We start from the raw sequence: 18,057 nt of genomic DNA, 5'->3' as shown, positions 1-18,057 counted from the left end.
ATCTATAGGAATAGAATGCTTTGTCAATATAAAATTGGAATAACTATGTATGAAAACATTATCAATTCCAATTGACAATGGATAACTTTGGGTGGTATAGTCAAAAATGTGGGCGAGAGCTTCACTTCATTTGATGACGAAGGGAATGTTAGTGCATGCAAGGTAAAGTAAAATGGTTTAACGCAGAAAAAGGTTATGGTTTCATCGAAACAGCTGACGGCGGCGACGTATTTGTACATTTTTCCGCAATTCAAACAGAAGGCTTCAAAACACTTGAAGAAGGACAAGACGTGGAGTTCGACATCGTCGAAGGCGCACGTGGACCACAAGCCGCTAACGTAACCAAATTATAATCATCCCCGGCATAGCCGACCTACATAATTGGTAAGATGGTTAGCAATGGATAACGCGCTAGCACTGCCCTGGAATATATTCCAGGGCTTTTTTATATTTACTAGATACATAAAAAAGCCCCTTACCTAATGGTAAGGAGCTCAGTAACAGAGCATTTACTCTAGAGAACCATCAAAGTCAGCCATCTCCACAAAAATGGTATTGGAGGAGGCGGATTGTTTCTCTACGCGTCCATCTGGATAACGGAATTGATAGCGCAGGATGGCCTGGGCGATCAGATACGCGCGCAGTGCAGATTCGATATCGAAGGAGAAGACGATGACGGCTTTGTGGTCTGGATCAAGCTGCCCTAGTGGGATACCTTGGAGCAAATTAGGATGCGGAAGCGGCACTGAGTTCACGGTGACGGTTCTCAGTACAAGGAAATCTTCGGCTGAGAATGGTGCTGTGAGCAATAGTTCCTCCATTGGGGTATTGCCGATGTTTTCCACCTGAAGGGTAAAGGACAAGGTATCTTCTTGTGCGACACGTAAAGCGCTAGAACTAAGTGTAAGTTTAGGAATAGCTGCGATGACAGTCAACTCTACGGTGTTGGTTTGAATGGTTTCCTTCAAGGTCTCTCCATCAGTACGACGTGAGGTATATTCGATGGTGGCCTGGTTGCTGAATATTCCATCTGCAGGTGCTTCACGAATTTGGGCCTGGAGCGTAAGTGTAAGCGTCTCCCCTGGTGCAATATCCGGGAGTGTGATACCAGTGCCAGGATTAGCGCCTGGCTGTGCTTCATCTTGGATCGTCAGGCTGTTGGGCACATAAACAAGTCCATGCGGCAACGGGTCGGTGAACAACGGATACTGCGCCGAGATTCCTCCTTTATTTGTAATCTGTATGGTGAAGGTAAGTGTGTCTCCTATAGAAGCATCATGGGTGTTCACCTGTTTCACTAATTCGAGCAGTGGGAATACCACTGGGATCGTGACGGTATTGGTAGTTAATGTGCCTGGTACGATTCTTCCTCCAGGTAATGTAAATGAGTAGGTAAAGGCAGCTTGATTCACGATGTAGCCAGTAGAAGGTGCCTCGGATACTGTTACTTGGTAAGTCAGGGTCAATGACTGATCGGGTTCCACAGACCCAAGACTAACTCCGGCGGCAGGATCGGCCCCTGTCAATGATTGACCGTTCAATTGGATACTGCCAGGAATGTATAGGGTTCCGGCAGGAATGAAATTTTGCAGAATAACTTCTGAAGCAATGTTGCCAAAGTTATTAAGTAGTACCGTGTAGGTCAGGTTTTCTCCTGCTTGGGCCTCCTTGTTGTCTATGGAGATGTTTGTGGCAAGCTGCGGATCGAAAACAGCTACAGTCACGGTATTGCTGGTGATCTCGCTCGCACCGTCGCTATCGGCATATTGAAGGCGCACGTGATTATTTAGACGTCCTCCGACCGGCAGAGATTGAACATTTACGGTGTAGGTCACGTCAATGTTCTGTCCTGCCTGTAAGCTGCCGATAAAGAGGGGTTCGCCCGACTTGCTAGAAACAGGTGGAATACCATTAATTTTCAAGCTATCCGGGCTTATGATGGTGCCACTTGGTACGTAATCGGCTAATACTATATCGGTAACGACAGAACCTCCATCATTAACAATAGTCAACTGGTAAGGCACCGCATCGCCCAGTGCGACAGTAGATATCGTTGTGCGCAGCACCGCTGACAGGCCTTCTGGATCGGTAGTGGCTACTTTAATCGAGACAGAAGGCGAAGTGCTCTCCTGATCTAGGCTCCGTCCATCTGGCAACTGGTAGGAGTAAGTCAGCGAAGCTTGATTCTCCAGTAAGCCCGACTCAGGGATACGAACGACAAGTGCGGAGAAGACGGTAATCGTTCTTTCTCCAGGTGCAATGACGCCTAGAACAATACCCTGTTCTGGACTGACACCATATTGAGCCACTCCATTAACTGAAACAGAGCCGGGAACAAAGGAAAGATCAGGTGGCAAGAAGTCTGTCAACAAGCCAAAGGCGCCCGTATTTCCGATGTTCTCTGCGATGATGGAATAGGTGACGCTTTGACCTGGCTGTGCGCTCTCTGTATTGGTTGATTTTTCAAGGCTCACTACAGGCTGGAGTATAGCAACCGTTACAGGATTGGACAAAATAGCACTTGCTTCTTCACCATTCGTAAGTAACAAGCGGGCCTGGTTGGTACGCGGTCCCGGCTGTTCTGTGGCAGCGATACGGACTTCAAAGGATATAAAGGTCTTGGTATTCGCTTCTAATGGAGGCAACGGTATGCCGTCACCAGGATTGATTCCGGCCATTGTAGACCCGTTAATCTGAACTGTATCTGTAATAAACTCGATATCCTCTGGTAACGTATCCACTAAACGGGCATTTTGCACGGTGCCTGCGTCCTCGTTAAGAATCACGAGTTCATACGTCAGGATATCGTCAGTCGTGGCAAAAGGCGAGCTTACGCTTTTACTTAAGGTGATGTCTAGCGGTGACACGGCAACTTCAACGATGTTGGATAAATGGAACCCGCCAGCCTCCCGGCCATCTGGAGCATTAAAGCGATAGCCTACCTCAGCCTGATCAACCAGCAGTATAGCTGTAGGGATGGAGGATACCAGCACTTGGAAAGTGACGGTTGCCGATTGCCCTGGTGCTATGGCTGGAGTCGGAATGCCGGAAACCGGGCTTGCACCAGGAGCAGTGATGCCGTTAATCGATACTGTATTTGGAAGGAATACAGAGCCGTCTGGAATATTGTCACTTACCGTAGTCGAGGCAGCAATGTTTCCGGTGTTGGAGACGACAACTGTGTAGGTGATGATGTCACCTATGGTGGCATTATTGGTATTGCTTGTTTTGACAGCTGTCAGGATTGGCTGGAAGACTGGAATAGTTACCACATTAGAGGATGAGCTGCCAGTAAATGCCCCGCTGGTAAAGCTAACTGATGCCTGATTGGTTAATTGTGCAGGTGTGGGCAGGAAATTGACTCGAACCTGGAATGTAACGGTAGTAACGGCTCCGGGAGCGAGCGTACCGATGGCAATGCCAAATCCCGGATTTCCATCGGGGAAGGAGTTCCCGTTTATAGTAACACTGCCGTTCACAAAGGAGCTTCCTGCTGCAATGATATCTGAAACCACTATATTATCGGCGGTACTGATTCCATTATTGGAGACGGCCAGGGTATAGGTGATGATATCACCAACAATGGCGTCTGTAGCTGCTGTTCCTTTAACAATGCTCACATCTGGTGACGACACAGAGATACTGAGTCTGTTGGATACAGCTGATCCTGATACGGTTCTGCCATCCGGCGGCTGGAAGGTGAATGAGCCTGATGCTTGATCGACCAGCACCTGTGGATTTGGCAGGGCATTGATAACGGTTTGGAAGGTGACGGATACCGTTCCGCCTGGCAGTACGGATCCAACCGGAACGCCAGTTTCGATAGATACACCAGGTTGCGGACTGCCAGCGATGCTGACACTGTTGGCAAGAAATACTGATCCGGCGGGAATATTATCACTGATCGTAAGAGCAGCTGCAATATTGCCATTATTCACAGCTGTAATCGTATAGGTTAGTGTATCGCCAACGGAGGCATTAAGAGTGCTGGATGCTTTAGTAAGTGTAATTAACGGCTGGAATACGGGGACGATGAGTGGGTCGGAAAAGGCAGTACCGGCGAATGCTCCGCTGGTAAATGTAACGGATGCAATATCCGTGAGCAGTGGTGGCTGCGGCAAGCTTTGGACAGACGTTTGGAAACTCACGATAAATGTATTTCCAGCTGCGACGTTTCCAATGGCAATTCCAGCAATTGGCGAGGCGTTAGGGAAAGGTACACCATCGATAAGGACACTACCCGGAACGAAGGAAGTACCTGCTGGGATTGTATCGGTTACAACGGTATCTGAGACGGAATCTACACCGCTATTCGTGATGCTCAGTGTATATCTGATCGTATCTCCGACTACAGCGGCTGCCAGACTGGATGTTTTAGTTACCTGGATATTAGGTGCAGACACAGCAACATTAACTGCATTGGATGTGACAGAACCGCTCAACACTCTACCATCCGGTGGGGAGTACGTAAAGTTCACTTGTCCTTGGTCGGTCAATATAGGCGGAGTTGGCAGAGATGAGACGATGGTTTGGAAGCTTACTGTGATACTGCCTGAAGGAGCCAGTGATCCGAGTGTTATGCCTGTAACTGGCGAAGCTCCCGGCACAAGGATGCCGTTAACGACTACGCTGTTAGGCAATAGTTCAGAACTTGCAGGAATGTTATCCGAGAGAACTGGTAAAACGGCGATATTTCCAGTATTGGTTAGCGTCAAGGTGTAGACCAATGTCGATCCGATCTGTGTATTCATGGTATTAGCGGTTTTAGTCAGGCCGATGATCGGCTGATAAATAGGCAAGGTGACCGGATCGGATTGCGAAGATGAGGTCAACGCGCCTGAAGTAAAGCTGACGGTCGCCTGATTGGTTATTTGCGGCGGCTGAGGCAGGCTGACGACGGAGAATTGGAATGTAACGGTTGCCGATCCACCTACTGCAATGGTGCCTACAGGGATACCTGAGCTTGGCGATGCAGTAGGTACAGATGTGCCGTTCACGGTCACACTGCCAGGAACAAAGCTGGTGCCGGGCGGTAGCGGATCAGATACGACGGCGTTGACGACGGGGCTGATCCCGTTATTCGTAGCAATCACGGTATAAGTAATAGTGTCTCCGACTACGGCATCGGTAGCTGAGGCTGTTTTGGTCACGTCCACGTCCGGCGAAGAGACGGAGACGGTCACGGCCGGGGATACTGCACTTCCGGTCAGGACACGGCCATCTGGTGGCTGATAGCTGTAAGCAGCGGTCGCCTGATTGATCAGCGTACCCGATGCGGGCAGCGAAATAATCACTGCCTGGAAGGTGAGCGAAACGGTCGTAGCAGCTCCTACAATACCTAAGGGAATCCCAACGGTTGGATCTGAACCAGGTGCAGCGGTACCGTTGATCACTACGCTATTAGGGATAAAGGCAGCCCCGGCTGGAATCGGATCGGTAAGGACGGTATCCGCGCCAATATTCCCGGAATTTGTGACAGAAATGGTGTAGGTTACAGTATCTCCAACCGTAGCTCTTCCCGTTCCTGCGCTTTTTGCTACAGTGATGATCGGTTGATACACAGGGATGGTAACGGGGGTGGATACAGAAAATCCATTAAATGCACCTGAGGTAAAGCTGACGGTCGCCTCATTGGTAATGGACGCTGGTGACGGTAGTGATTGTACATTAAGTAAAAAGCGAATGGTGGCTCCGCCGCCGGCTCCAAGCGTCCCGACAGGAATACCGGTTTGCGGGTTGGCTGTAACAGCAGGAGTGCCGTTGATGGTAACGCTGCCCGGTACAAAGGCGGTCCCGAAAGGTATGGTATCTGTGACAATTACGCTAGTCACCGGATCGAGTCCGTTATTGAACGCAGTTATGACATACGGAACAGAATCCCCCACAACAGCGACATTCACATCAGCAGCCTTCGTTACTGTAACATTCGGTGATGAGATCGGAATGGATACGGGCAAGGCGGCACCACTGCCGGTCAACGTTCGTCCATCCGGCAGTTGGAACGTGTAGTTCACATTGGCTTGATTGGTTAATATGGAGCCAGGTGGTACCGATATAACCACGGCGCTAAATGAGACGGTTACCGTTGCACCTGGGGCGACCGAGCCGATATTAATGCCTATAATCGGGTTCGCTCCAGGAATGGGCGCACCGTTGACCAACACGCTGTTTTGATTCAGGCTCAGCGAACTGGATAACAGATCAAGTACGACTGTTTGTGCAGGTGCATTGCCTGTATTCGTGATCGTGATGACAAAACCAAGTGTATTCCCTACGGTTGCACGATCTGCGCTCAGAGTATTGGTCACATTTAAAATGGGCTGAAATACAGGCAGTCTGACTTGATTCGAGACGGATTGACCTGCGAAAGCCCCGGAATTAAAGGAGACCGTTGCCTGATCCGTGGATAAACCTGATACTGGTAAGGATGTTACTGTGGCCTGGAAGGTGACCGTTGCCGAGCTGGCAGCGGGGACAGTGCCTACAGACACGCCTGTGGCGATATTGGCTCCTGGTATAGTGACACCATTGACTTGTACAGAGTTAGGTACAAAAGTAGTGCCGTCAGCAATCGGATCGATAAAGACCGTTCGTGTTACAGGTTCAATGCCTCCGTTTGCTGCGGTAATGGTGTACGTAATGGTATCTCCAAAGGCTACAGAAGTCTGATTGACTGTTTTGGTCACCGTGACATCTGGATTGGATACGGGAATAAACACCGGATTGGATTGGACGCTTCCGTTTAATGTTCGGCCGTCAGGCGGCTGGAAAGTGAATGTGGTCGAGCCCTGATTTAACAGACCTAAGCCCGTAGGGACAGCATTAATCACCACTTGAAAGGTTAGAGCGACCGAGGCCCCTGCAGCAATGTTTCCGACAGCGACACCTGTTTGGGGATTAGCTCCAGCAACAGGCAAACCATTTACAGTGACACTGTTGGGTATAAAGGAGGAACCTGATGGAATGGCATCGGTAAAGGTAGCTGTTGCTGCTAAATTACCTGTATTTTGGGCGGTCAGAGTATAGACTACGGTATCGCCTACGGTTGCTTGACTCGTGTTAGCAGTCTTAACGAGATTGAGAATAGGTTGGTAAACAGGGACGACCACGGTGTTGGAGAGCGATACGAAATTCAGTGTGCCGCTGGTAAAGGAAACCGTTGCCTGGTCGCTCAGTTGCGGTGGAGTAGGCAGGCTGTTAACAGACACGGAAAAGGTGACAGTTGCTGAAGCCCCAGCAGCGATCGAACCGATAGGAATCCCTGTCAAAGGGCTGGCTGAAGGCAGCGTTGTTCCATTTACGGTAACGGAGCCCGGAACAAAAGAGGAGCCTGTCGGAATAGTATCAGTCACACGAACAGCAGTTACAATTTCGATGCCACTATTGGTAGCTGTAATGGTATAGGTTATCGTGTCACCGGGGACAGCATCAGTTGCCGAGGCGCTTTTACTGACCTGCACATTGGGCGAAGAGACAGGAACTGTGACAATATTGGATGAAACATTGCCGTTAACAATCCGGCCATCCGGCGGTTGAAAGGAAAAGCTGATATTCGCCTGGTCGGTGAGTTGGGGAGGTATAGGCACGGAAGTAATCACCACCTGAAAAGTTGTTTGAGTCGTAGCTCCGGGTGCAATGGAGCCAATAGACAGGCCTGTTGCGGGACTGGCGCCCGGAGCAGGAGTACCGTTGACGACCACGCTGTTCGGCACCAGCGCCGAGCCTGCGGGGATATTGTCTGTCAATGTGGCAGTAGCAGCTATATTGCCGTTGTTGGCTACGGCCACGGAATATGTTACGACATCACCAACCGTTGCCCGTATGGGGGCAGCAGTTTTACTTACAGTTAGCACTGGGCTATTGACGGCCACCGTCACCGGATTAGAAACTGAGACACCTGAAAAGGCGCCGCTGGTATAGCTGACACGTGCTTGATTGTTGAGCTGCGGTGGACTCGGCAATGGAGAAGATACCGTGACCCTGAACGTGATCGTAGCCCCTCCTCCTGGGGGAATATTTCCAACCGTGATGCCTAATGCCGGATCACCGCTGGCCACTGCGATGCCATTCAGTGTTACGCTGCCCGCAGTGAATTGGGAGCCGGCTGGGATCGGATCGGAAACGACTACGTTGTTCACTGCCTGAATGCCTTTGTTGAGTACAGTCAGTGTGTATAGTACCGAGTCGCCTGGAATGGCGGTGGTTCGGTCTGTAGTCTTTGAAATAGACACATTTGGCGCTGACACAGGAATAGATAAAGCGTTAGACGATGTGCTTCCTGTTCGTACCCGCCCATCAGGCAAGGTAAAGGAAATAGCAGCAGTAGCCTGGTCTGTCAGCACAGATGGTGTGGGAAGAGAAGCCACTACAGTTTGGAAAGTTAATGTGATCGGACTCTGCGGTGACACAGTTCCGATGAAAATACCTGCTGCCGGACTGGCCCCAGGCTGACTAACACCATTGATGATCACACTGTTCTCTATAAATGTAGATCCAGTAGGGATGGCATCGGTCAGTGTTACAGAAGCATTATAGTTGCCGCTGTTGGTGACCAATAAGGTGTATAAAATCGTATCGCCGACTGTAGCCGCTGTTGTATTTGCAGATTTGGCGATGCTGATGCGCGGTTGATAAACGGGCACAGCCACGGTATTCGTCTGGGATGTCCCTGTAAAATTACCGCTGGTGAAACTGACACTGGCTGTGTTTTGCAGCGGCTGTACAGATGGGACGGCATTGACTTGCACAGCATAGGACACTAGAACAGATGCGCCTGCACCAATGCTGCCGACTGGAATGCCGCTTCTTGGATCCGCTGTGCTCACAGGTGAGCCGCCAACGATTACGCTGCCAGGTACAAATGAGACGCTGCCGGGAAGCGGATCGGTAATGACGGTGTTGGTGATCGGATCAATCCCGTTGTTGACTGTGTTCACGCTGTAGGTCAGTGTTTCACCTACACTAACGGATGTAAATCCCGCAGATTTAGTTACCGCTACGCTAGGTAGAGAAATAGATACAGTAACAATATTAGACAGGAACGAGCCGGAGAGAATCCTCCCGTCTTGCAACTGATACGTATATTGAAGTAGTCCCTGATCGTTTAATCCGCCTCCAGGTGGTAGCGAGTCTACGGTGGTGCGAAATGAAACGGTAATTTGTGCTCCAGGATTTACAGTGCCTACTGTAATACCGGTATTGGGATTGGCACTCGGAACTGAAGATCCGCCGACAATGACGCTGCCTGGAATAAAGGTGGAGCCTGCGGGTACGGTTTCCGTCAAGGTCGTGTTCAACACGGCTGTACCGGTATTGGCGATGAGAAATGAATAAGTAATCGTTCCACCGACGCTGGCACGGTTGGAGCTTGCGCTTTTGGTAACTGTTGGTGCTGCAATCACGACAGGTATGGTTACGAGATTGGACAAAGATGATCCGGTAAAGGCACCGGAGGTAAAGCTGACGGTTGCGCGATTGTTGATTTGCGCTGGGGAAGGCAATGAATTAACGGCTGCTCGAAATACAACCGTTACCGAAGCGCCTGGAGCCAAAGTGCCAATGGGAATCCCGTTGACAGGCGTAACTGTCGTAGCTGGTGTTCCGTTTACGGTGACACTGCTGGGTACAAAGGCAACTCCGCCTGACAGCGGATCAGTGACCACTACATTAGTCACATTTTCAATTCCATTATTGGTAGCTGTTATCGTAAACTGAATGGTTTCTCCAACAGCGACAGCCGCCAGAGAAGAGGCCTTGGTCACTGTCACATTTGGCGAGGATACAGGGATGGTGAGCGTGTTGGACGTCCCGTTTCCGTTCAATACACGTCCGTCAGGCGGTGTAAAGGTATATGTGTAAGTCGCCTGATCGGTTAAATTACTAGAGGCGGGAACGGTATTAACGAGGGTCTGGAAGGTTACTGGTATAGTAGCCCCCGAATTAATCGTGCCTACCGAAAAGCCAGTAGCGGGATTGGCAGTAGGTACGGAAGAACCGCCAATAGTCACACTGCCTGGAACAAAGGATGAGCCCGCTGGGATGCTCTCAGTAAAGTTGAGATTGGCAGCGATGCTGCCTGTGTTTGATATCTGGAACGTGTACGTAATGGTGTCCCCAACGGTAGCAGCGGTTGTATTGGCACTTTTGACCATCCTAATGATGGGCTGATAGATCGGCGTACTTGCAGTGTTGGACGGAACATTACCAGAAATGACAGGACCGCCTGGAACGGTCTGAAAAGAAAAGGATGCCGATGCCTGATTGCCTAGTTGCGCATTGGCTGGCAAGGAAGTGACCGTTGCCCGAAAGGAAATGGTTACCGTGCTTGAAGGAGCTACACTGCCCACTGTAATGCCTGTCGCAGGATTGGCTGTAGGCTGGGCTGTGCCCGCGACAATAACACTGCCGGGGACAAAGGTAGCCCCTGCAGGTATGGTGTCCGTAAGCACGGTGTCAGAGGCGCTAACGAGCCCTGTATTTGAAATACTAACTGTGTAAGTCACTGTATCGCCAATAACCAACCCTGTAGAGCTGGCCGTTTTAGTCAGGGTCACCAGCGGAGCATTGATATCAATTTGAATGGCGTTGGCATTAACGATATAAATATCGCCATTTGTGGTTAGTTGAAGGACACCACTGGTTTGGCTGTTTAGCAGTGTAGAAGAGATATCGACGTTGGTAATGTCCCAACCTTGCCGTCCCCCCGTGACCTGCGTCCCAGGTGTCCCATTCACGGCATTCGTGGTACCGAAGGTTCCCGTCGTGACCAATGTACCGTCATCCCCGTTAATTTGAGACGCAAAAAAGTTAGTCGAGAAATTGTTGGGCCCAGACAGCGCAGTCAAATTGGACGTGGTAGGTCCAAACAACGCACGATCCCCGGTGATATCCACGTCACCCTCTTGGGCGCTAATTAACGCTCTGCCGCGCAAAGTCCCCTGTACAGGTGTGGCAAACCCGCTTACTACCACGTTGACTGAGCCAGTAGCGCTGCTGACCCCTTCACCACCTACACGCAACGATAGATTACGGAAGGGGAGAGACGGGTTATTGTACACCACTGCCAGCGTCCATCCAGCGTGGTTGGTATTGGTAGAATCGGGAACCGTGATGGTGCCCGTCACATTCCCAACTGTGTACGCCCCTGCGCCGCCTTGAATGACCAGATTCGTTACATTTGCGGTTCTTACATAGGTACTGAGACTGGTAATGTTGACTGATGTTGCAGATTCAGGGCTAACTGTAGTAGATAAAGCAGGCGTCTGAAATGTGATCGGGTTGCTGGCGCTGGACAGTACATTGGTACTGCCATTGGCATAGCTTCCTCCCCAAATAAGCTCAGCATATAGCACTGTACTGCCTGCAGGGAGCACAAGAAATGCCGTCGATGAATTACTGGCAAAGGAAGAAGTCGTGCCGAATGGATACGTGCCAAAGCGAGAGGCTGTATTAGTTGTGATGAAAGCTCCTATGCTGGTCACTGTACCTGGCACCCCCGCCGAAGCAGAACGTGCCAGCCCGAGTGTATTTCCTATAAAGGTAATAGCCCCGGTCTGGTTCGTTGCATAACGCTGAATAAAAGCCATGGATTAACTTCCTACTTTCCATCTCTCCCCAATTAGCTGTCTTAGGATTCTTGCAGGGGAAGAGCCAGCTGGGCTGGGTGTAATGATCCTTTCGTATAAATTGCCTGCATGATAGTCAGGTCTTGCTTTTAGCATAGGTTCTATACCGGATTCAGTCTGATAAATGACCCCCTCCCCAGTCGATGAAATACATAGCATGAACTCGAAATAGTGGGTTTGTCACGGCAGCCAGCGGAGTATCGTTTTTTAAGTATTTCTTCATTATTCACATGTGTATGCGAGCTAAATTTAAACATGACCTTTTTCAGAGGAGGGGCGTTATGGGGAGGTTTTTGTCAAACTATGATGAAATTTGTAAAAAAACTTCGAAATGCTGATCTCCTTTTTTACTTGGCGTTAACATATGTGTTATACTGAAGGGGCAAAGGAGGCGTGCCTTATGAACTTAACAGTACGAGGTCAACAGATCGAGGTTACCGACGCTTTGAAGGACTACGTTGATAAGAAATTCAGCAGACTTGAAAAGTATTTCGATGCACCCCCGACTTCTGATGGAAGTGTAACGTTAAGCACAACCAGAGATTTGCACACTGTAGAAGTAACCATTCCTTTGCCGGGGCTTGTACTCCGCGCCGAAGACGAAAGCGATGACATGTATGCGTCCATTGATGCCGTGGTAGACAAGCTAGAACGGCAAATTCGCAAGCACAAAACCAAGCTAAATCGAAAATTCCGGCAGGAAGGCAGTTTGAAAACCCTTTTTGTGGAAGATCCGGCTGGTGGGGTAGCTGTTGCTGAAGATGAGGATGCAGAATTGGATGAGCTGGAAGTCGTCCGCACCAAGCGTTTCTTATTGAAACCTATGGATGTGGAAGAAGCTATTCTGCAAATGAACATGATTGGACATAATTTCTTCGTATTTGCTAACATTGATAACGAAGAAGTTAACGTAGTTTACAAACGCAATGATGGGAAATACGGTCTGATTGAACGAGAATAGTCTGTACAGCAGGAACTTATTACATTTAAAATGAATAGAACGTTTGATTGAAGCATGCTTCATGGATATCAGGAAAATGATAATAACACGAGCCTTATCCTTGCGAACCTGGCGGGATAGGGCTCTTTTATGTGTTTTTTGTAAATGTAAATGAAAATGGAAATGGAAATTTCAAGTTGATTAAGTGTAACCAATTGTGTATTTCGTGCGTCAATTGTTTTGGTATCTTTAACCGAATGCAAATCTAGAGGCTGCTTGTGTTGCGGCATGTCCTACAAACTGTTACAATTTATGCAAAGAACATCGCACGATGGGCTGGTACAGCCGGGCCTGTCAAACATATCGGGAATCAATTTCATCATGGACCCTTTCTTATTGTGAAATTGATTCTATTAATTGTTTTGCGCGAAAGGGGTAAACCATGCTAGGAATTGTCAAGAAAATTTTTGGTGATACAAATGAACGTGATGTCAAACGTTTGATGAAGACGGTTGAACTGATCAATAAAATAGAGCCTGATTTTGAAAAGCTCTCGGATGAGGAGCTAAAAGCAAAGACGGCGGAGTTTAGAGAGCGGATTGAACAAGGGGCTACGGCTGAAGAAATTCTGCCAGAAGCATTTGCAACGGTTCGTGAAGCGTCCAAGCGAGTGCTGGGCAAACGCCATTATGATGTACAGATGCTCGGCGGTATTGCGTTGCACGAAGGAAAAATCGCCGAAATGAAAACCGGTGAAGGTAAAACGCTGGTAGGAACACTGCCGGTTTATTTGAACGCTCTGTTGGGCAAAGGTGTACACGTGGTTACAGTCAATGACTACTTGGCACAACGTGACAGCGGAGAAATGGGACAGATTTATAATTTCCTGGGGATGACCGTAGGGCTGAACTTAGCGAATATGGATCATGCTGCCAAACAGGAAGCTTATGCTTGTGATATTACGTATGGTACAAACAATGAATTCGGGTTCGATTATCTGCGCGATAATATGGTGCTTTACAAAGAACAAATGGTACAGCGTCCGTTGTACTTCTGTATCATTGATGAAGTGGATTCCATCCTCGTCGATGAAGCTCGTACACCATTGATCATTTCAGGACAAGCTCAGAAATCGACGGAGTTGTATTTCGCGGCTGATCGTTTTGTAAAGAGCCTGAATGTTGATGAAGATTACACGCTGGATATTAAGGTGAAGTCAGTTGCTTTGACCGAGAACGGCGTATCCAAGGCTGAGAATTTCTTTGGCCTCGAAAACCTGTACGATCAGGAAAGTGTTACAATCAATCACCACATCGTACAAGCCTTGAAGGCGAACGCTATTATGCGTTTGGATGTCGACTATGTCGTGGCTGACGGTGAAGTCCTGATTGTCGATGAGTTCACAGGTCGTCTGATGGCTGGACGTCGTTACAGTGATGGTTTGCACCAAGCTATTGAAGCGAAGGAAAACATCATTGTTCAAAACGAAAGCATGACACTGGCGACGATCACCTTCCAAAACTACTTCCGTATGTACCGCAAATTGGCGGGGATGACGGGTACAGCAAAAACTGAAGAAGAAGAATTCAAAAAAATCTATGGCCTGGAAGTGCTCCAAATTCCGACGAATAAGCCTAACCAGCGTGTAGATATGCCTGATGTGGTATACAAGAGCGTGAAGGGTAAATTCCATGCTGTGGTAGACGAAATTCTGGAACGCAACAAAAAGAACCAGCCGATATTGGTAGGTACGGTTTCTATTGAAAATTCGGAGCTTCTTTCTGAAATGCTGAAACGTAAAGGCGTTCGCCATAAAGTACTTAACGCCAAGTATCATGCCGAAGAAGCTGAGATTATTTCACGTGCAGGGGAAGCTGGCGCGGTTACCATCGCTACCAACATGGCTGGACGTGGTACTGACATCGTACTGGGCGAAGGTGTTGCAGAACTCGGTGGTTTGCACATCATCGGTACAGAACGTCACGAATCCCGTCGTATTGATAATCAGCTTCGCGGACGTGCAGGACGTCAGGGTGATCCGGGCTCCACGCAGTTTTACTTATCGTTGGGCGATGAGTTAATGAAGCGTTTTGGTGCAGACAACGTACTGAATATGATGGAGCGCTTGGGCTTCGAGGAAGACCAACCTATCGAGAGCCGTATGATTACACGTGCTATCGAATCGGCTCAAAAACGTGTTGAAGGGAATAACTTTGATCAGCGTAAAGTCGTTCTGCAATATGATGACGTGATGAACCAGCAGCGTGCTATTATTTACAAGCAACGCCGTGAAGTGCTGGAATCAGAGAACATCAAGGAAATTGTGTTCGATATGATCAAGCCTGTCATTGAGCGTGTGGTGGAAGCTCACTGTGGTGATGATATCCCTGAAAACTGGGAGCTGGACGAAGTAGCAGAGTATATGAACAACAATCTGCTTGAGGAAAATGCACTTTCACGCGACGATCTGTGGGGTAAGGAAAAAGAAGAGATGATCGATATGATCTTCGAGAAAGTTACCGATAGATACCACAGCCGTGAAGAGATGATCGGCGAAGAAATGGTACGTGAGTTCGAGAAAGTTATCGTACTGCGTGCAGTTGATAGCAAATGGATGGATCACATCGATGCTATGGATCAATTACGTCAAGGTATTCACCTGCGTGCTTATGGTGGTACTGATCCACTGCGTGAATACCAATTTGAAGGCTTCGAAATGTTCCATGCTATGATCGCCACCATCCAAGAGGAAGTTGCGACATACATCATGAAAGCACAAATCGAATCCAACCAAGAGCGTCAGGCTGTTGTTGATGAAGATAAAATCTCAACGAGTGGCGAACCTGCGGCCCCTAAAAAGAAATCCGCTCCTTCGCGTCCGCGCAGAAAATAACGGATTGAAATTAAGGGATAGATATTGATATACACGATTCCTTGCGATGCATATAATGGCAGGCGGCAGTTCAACCACTGACCGTCGGCCATTTTGTGCCATACAGGGGTGAGACTGATGGTTTTAATAAAGTTCTTCTGTTAGATGATCAGGTTATGGTCAGATTGAATATGGCGATGACTGTGTTCTTCTAGTTCTTTTAAAACAATTATGACAAGCAAGCAGGGACCTGCTTGCTTGTCAGTGAATTCAGCAATTGATCGGGCTCACATAACCAGAGCCAGTTATGTAAAAGTCGTTTGACTTTACGGCGGTCGTCGGTAGCGAAGCGGAGGATTTGAATCTGGAGAAGCGCCAGCGATCGTAAGATCAAATCATTCGCGCAGCGCCTACCCACCAGCCGTAACTCACAACGCTTTTACTCCCCCCTAACCCTATATTAAAAGGAGAATGACATCATGATTGATCCAAGTGTAAAACATGATTTACGAGAAATAGGCAAGAAACTAACAAACCTTAGGGGGTCTCTTTGACTTAGATCTCAAACAGGAAATGATCGCGAACTTTGAAGAAAAGATGGCAGCGCCTGATTTTTGGGATGATAACGAAAAAGCCCAAGGCGTAATTGCGGAAATGAATGCTGTGAAGTCTTCTGTGGACAGCTATGAGCAGCTGCGTCAGGAATATGAAGACGCAAGTATGATGGTAGAGCTGGCTGAAGAGGAAGGCGATGAAGCATTGGTTGGTGAAGTTGAAAACAGTATCAGATCCCTGCTGAGCAAGCTGGAGGAATTTGAGCTGCAACTGCTTTTAAATCAGCCTTATGACAAGCTTAATGCTATTCTTGAGCTACACCCGGGAGCGGGCGGTACTGAGTCCCAGGACTGGGGGCAAATGCTGCTGCGTATGTATACACGTTGGGGAGAAAAACGAGGCTTCAAGGTAGAGACCCTGGATTACCTGGCAGGTGATGAAGCGGGGATTAAGAGTGTAACCCTGTTGATCAAAGGCTACAATGCCTATGGTTATCTCAAGGCGGAGAAAGGCGTGCATCGGCTTGTTCGCATCTCACCATTTGATTCCTCCGGTCGTCGGCATACATCGTTCGTATCTTGTGATGTAGTACCGGAAATTGCGGATGATGTGGATATTGAGATTCGCACGGAAGATCTTAAAATTGATACGTACCGGGCCAGCGGCGCAGGGGGTCAGCATATTAATACGACTGACTCAGCTGTTCGGATTACGCATTTACCTACTGGTATTGTTGTGACTTGCCAAAATGAACGTTCCCAGATCAAAAACCGTGAACGTGCGATGACAATGCTCCGTTCCAAGCTCTACGAGCGCAAGATCGAAGAACAACAGCAGCAATTGGACGAAATTCGTGGTGAACAGTCCGATATTGCATGGGGCAGCCAAATTCGTTCCTACGTGTTCCATCCATACAGTATGGTTAAGGATCACCGTACCAATGTGGAAACTGGCAATGTAGGGGCTGTTATGGATGGCGATCTCGATCCGTTTATCGATGGTTACCTGCGCAGCCAAATTAAGCTGGACGCAGAATAATTGCCTGTACGTTTTCCTACAGAACCGCAGTCTATGTGTCTGCGGTCTGTAGGAATTTTTGCGTAACGGTATTTTTTATTAAAGGAGAACCTGAATGATGTCTCAATTGAACCCTCCCGCTGCCCGCCGAAGAAGGCGTAAGCCTCTGATTGCCGCCAGTGGGCCAGCGCGTAACGTGACCGATGTTTTGCTCATTATACTCGGCTCCTTCATTACAGCGTTGACCTTTAACATGTTCTTGCTGCCTAACCGGATTGCATCCGGAGGTGTATCTGGCTTGTCTATCTTGGGTGAGGAGCTGCTTGGTCTGGAACCAGCCTATACGCAGTGGGGCATGAATATTCCGTTATTTATAGCAGGGGTACTGCTGTTAGGAAAAAAGTATGGTTTACGTTCCCTGCTGGGAAGCATTATGCTGCCGCTATTCGTGTATGTAACCAAGGATTGGGCAATTCCCACCACCAATCCATTGCTGGCTTCGCTGTATGGCGGAATCGGAGTAGGATTGGGATTGGGGACTGTATTTCGGGGCAGAGGCTCAACCGGTGGACTGGCCATTTTAGCGCAAATTATTCATAAATATACAGGCTTTAGCCTTTCTCTCTGTGTCATGCTGATGGACGGAACGGTTATTACACTAGCGGGGTTCACCCTATCGCCAGAGCGGGCCCTGTATGCATTAATTGGTCTGTTTGTAACTGGCAAGGTCATTGATGCTGTAGAAATGGGATTAGGCTACTCGAAAGTGGCTTACATCATATCCAATCAAAAGGAGAAAATCACGCAAACTATTTTGCAGGATTTGGATCGTGGATTGACAGAGCTTGCAGGACGTGGGGGTTACACGAACGAAGAACGGCCTGTGCTTATGGTTGTCGTCGGGCAAAACGAGGTAACCCGCCTCAAAACGCTTGTCCGCTTGGTAGACCCGGAGGCTTTTGTGATTATTAGTAATACACGTGAAGTATTGGGGGAAGGGTTCAAAAGGGAAGGCTAACGTAATATGGCCTGCTGGACGCTTACTCTTA

6 protein-coding genes are annotated in these 18,057 nt (G+C 48.6%); 5 read left to right on the top strand and 1 reads right to left on the bottom strand.

Annotation, left to right across the window (positions count from 1 at the left end):
- The first annotated feature begins 155 nt into the window (after positions 1-155).
- A complete protein-coding gene (locus ACQQ6X_RS13200; protein ID WP_013373372.1) occupies positions 156-353 on the top strand; it encodes a cold shock domain-containing protein in 198 nt (65 codons plus the stop codon).
- 156 nt (positions 354-509) lie between these two features.
- On the opposite strand, the gene ACQQ6X_RS13195 is transcribed toward ACQQ6X_RS13200, so the two are convergent.
- Positions 510-11,585 carry an adhesin gene (locus ACQQ6X_RS13195; protein WP_305165708.1) on the bottom strand — a complete coding sequence of 3,692 codons (11,076 nt, stop codon included), beginning with the start codon at positions 11,583-11,585 and terminating at the stop codon, positions 510-512.
- Between the two features lie 439 nt (positions 11,586-12,024).
- Between ACQQ6X_RS13195 and hpf the strand changes: the two genes are divergently transcribed.
- The 4 genes from hpf (at position 12,025) to ACQQ6X_RS13175 (ending at position 18,026) form a co-directional block, all read left to right on the top strand.
- Complete coding sequence (gene hpf / locus ACQQ6X_RS13190; protein ID WP_064797843.1) at positions 12,025-12,585, top strand: ribosome hibernation-promoting factor, HPF/YfiA family; 561 nt, start codon at positions 12,025-12,027, stop codon at positions 12,583-12,585.
- A 421-nt stretch (positions 12,586-13,006) separates the two neighbouring features.
- A complete protein-coding gene (gene secA / locus ACQQ6X_RS13185; protein ID WP_305165707.1) occupies positions 13,007-15,457 on the top strand; it encodes a preprotein translocase subunit SecA in 2,451 nt (816 codons plus the stop codon).
- Between the two features lie 458 nt (positions 15,458-15,915).
- Positions 15,916-17,029, top strand: a protein-coding gene (gene prfB / locus ACQQ6X_RS13180; RefSeq protein ID WP_149034496.1) for a peptide chain release factor 2 whose coding sequence is annotated in 2 segments (ribosomal slippage) — positions 15,916-15,987 and positions 15,989-17,029 — 1,113 coding nt in all. Because the reading frame shifts where the segments join, the coding sequence is not laid out codon by codon here.
- Between the two features lie 97 nt (positions 17,030-17,126).
- On the top strand, positions 17,127-18,026 hold the full coding sequence (locus ACQQ6X_RS13175; protein WP_063212297.1) for a YitT family protein: 900 nt from the start codon (positions 17,127-17,129) through the stop codon (positions 18,024-18,026).
- The last annotated feature ends 31 nt before the right edge of the window (positions 18,027-18,057 follow it).

It is taken from the genome of Paenibacillus ottowii (genome assembly GCF_050516475.1).
Classification (GTDB): domain Bacteria; phylum Bacillota; class Bacilli; order Paenibacillales; family Paenibacillaceae; genus Paenibacillus; species Paenibacillus ottowii.
This window is presented reverse-complemented; position numbering and strand designations above follow the sequence as displayed.

Coding starts and splice junctions, on each gene's coding strand:
- ACQQ6X_RS13200 (WP_013373372.1), top strand. CDS start 156: ATGCAAGGTAAAGTAAAATGGTTTAACGCAGAAAAAGGTTATGGTTTC.
- ACQQ6X_RS13195 (WP_305165708.1), bottom strand. CDS start 11,585: ATGGCTTTTATTCAGCGTTATGCAACGAACCAGACCGGGGCTATTACC.
- hpf (WP_064797843.1), top strand. CDS start 12,025: ATGAACTTAACAGTACGAGGTCAACAGATCGAGGTTACCGACGCTTTG.
- secA (WP_305165707.1), top strand. CDS start 13,007: ATGCTAGGAATTGTCAAGAAAATTTTTGGTGATACAAATGAACGTGAT.
- ACQQ6X_RS13175 (WP_063212297.1), top strand. CDS start 17,127: ATGTCTCAATTGAACCCTCCCGCTGCCCGCCGAAGAAGGCGTAAGCCT.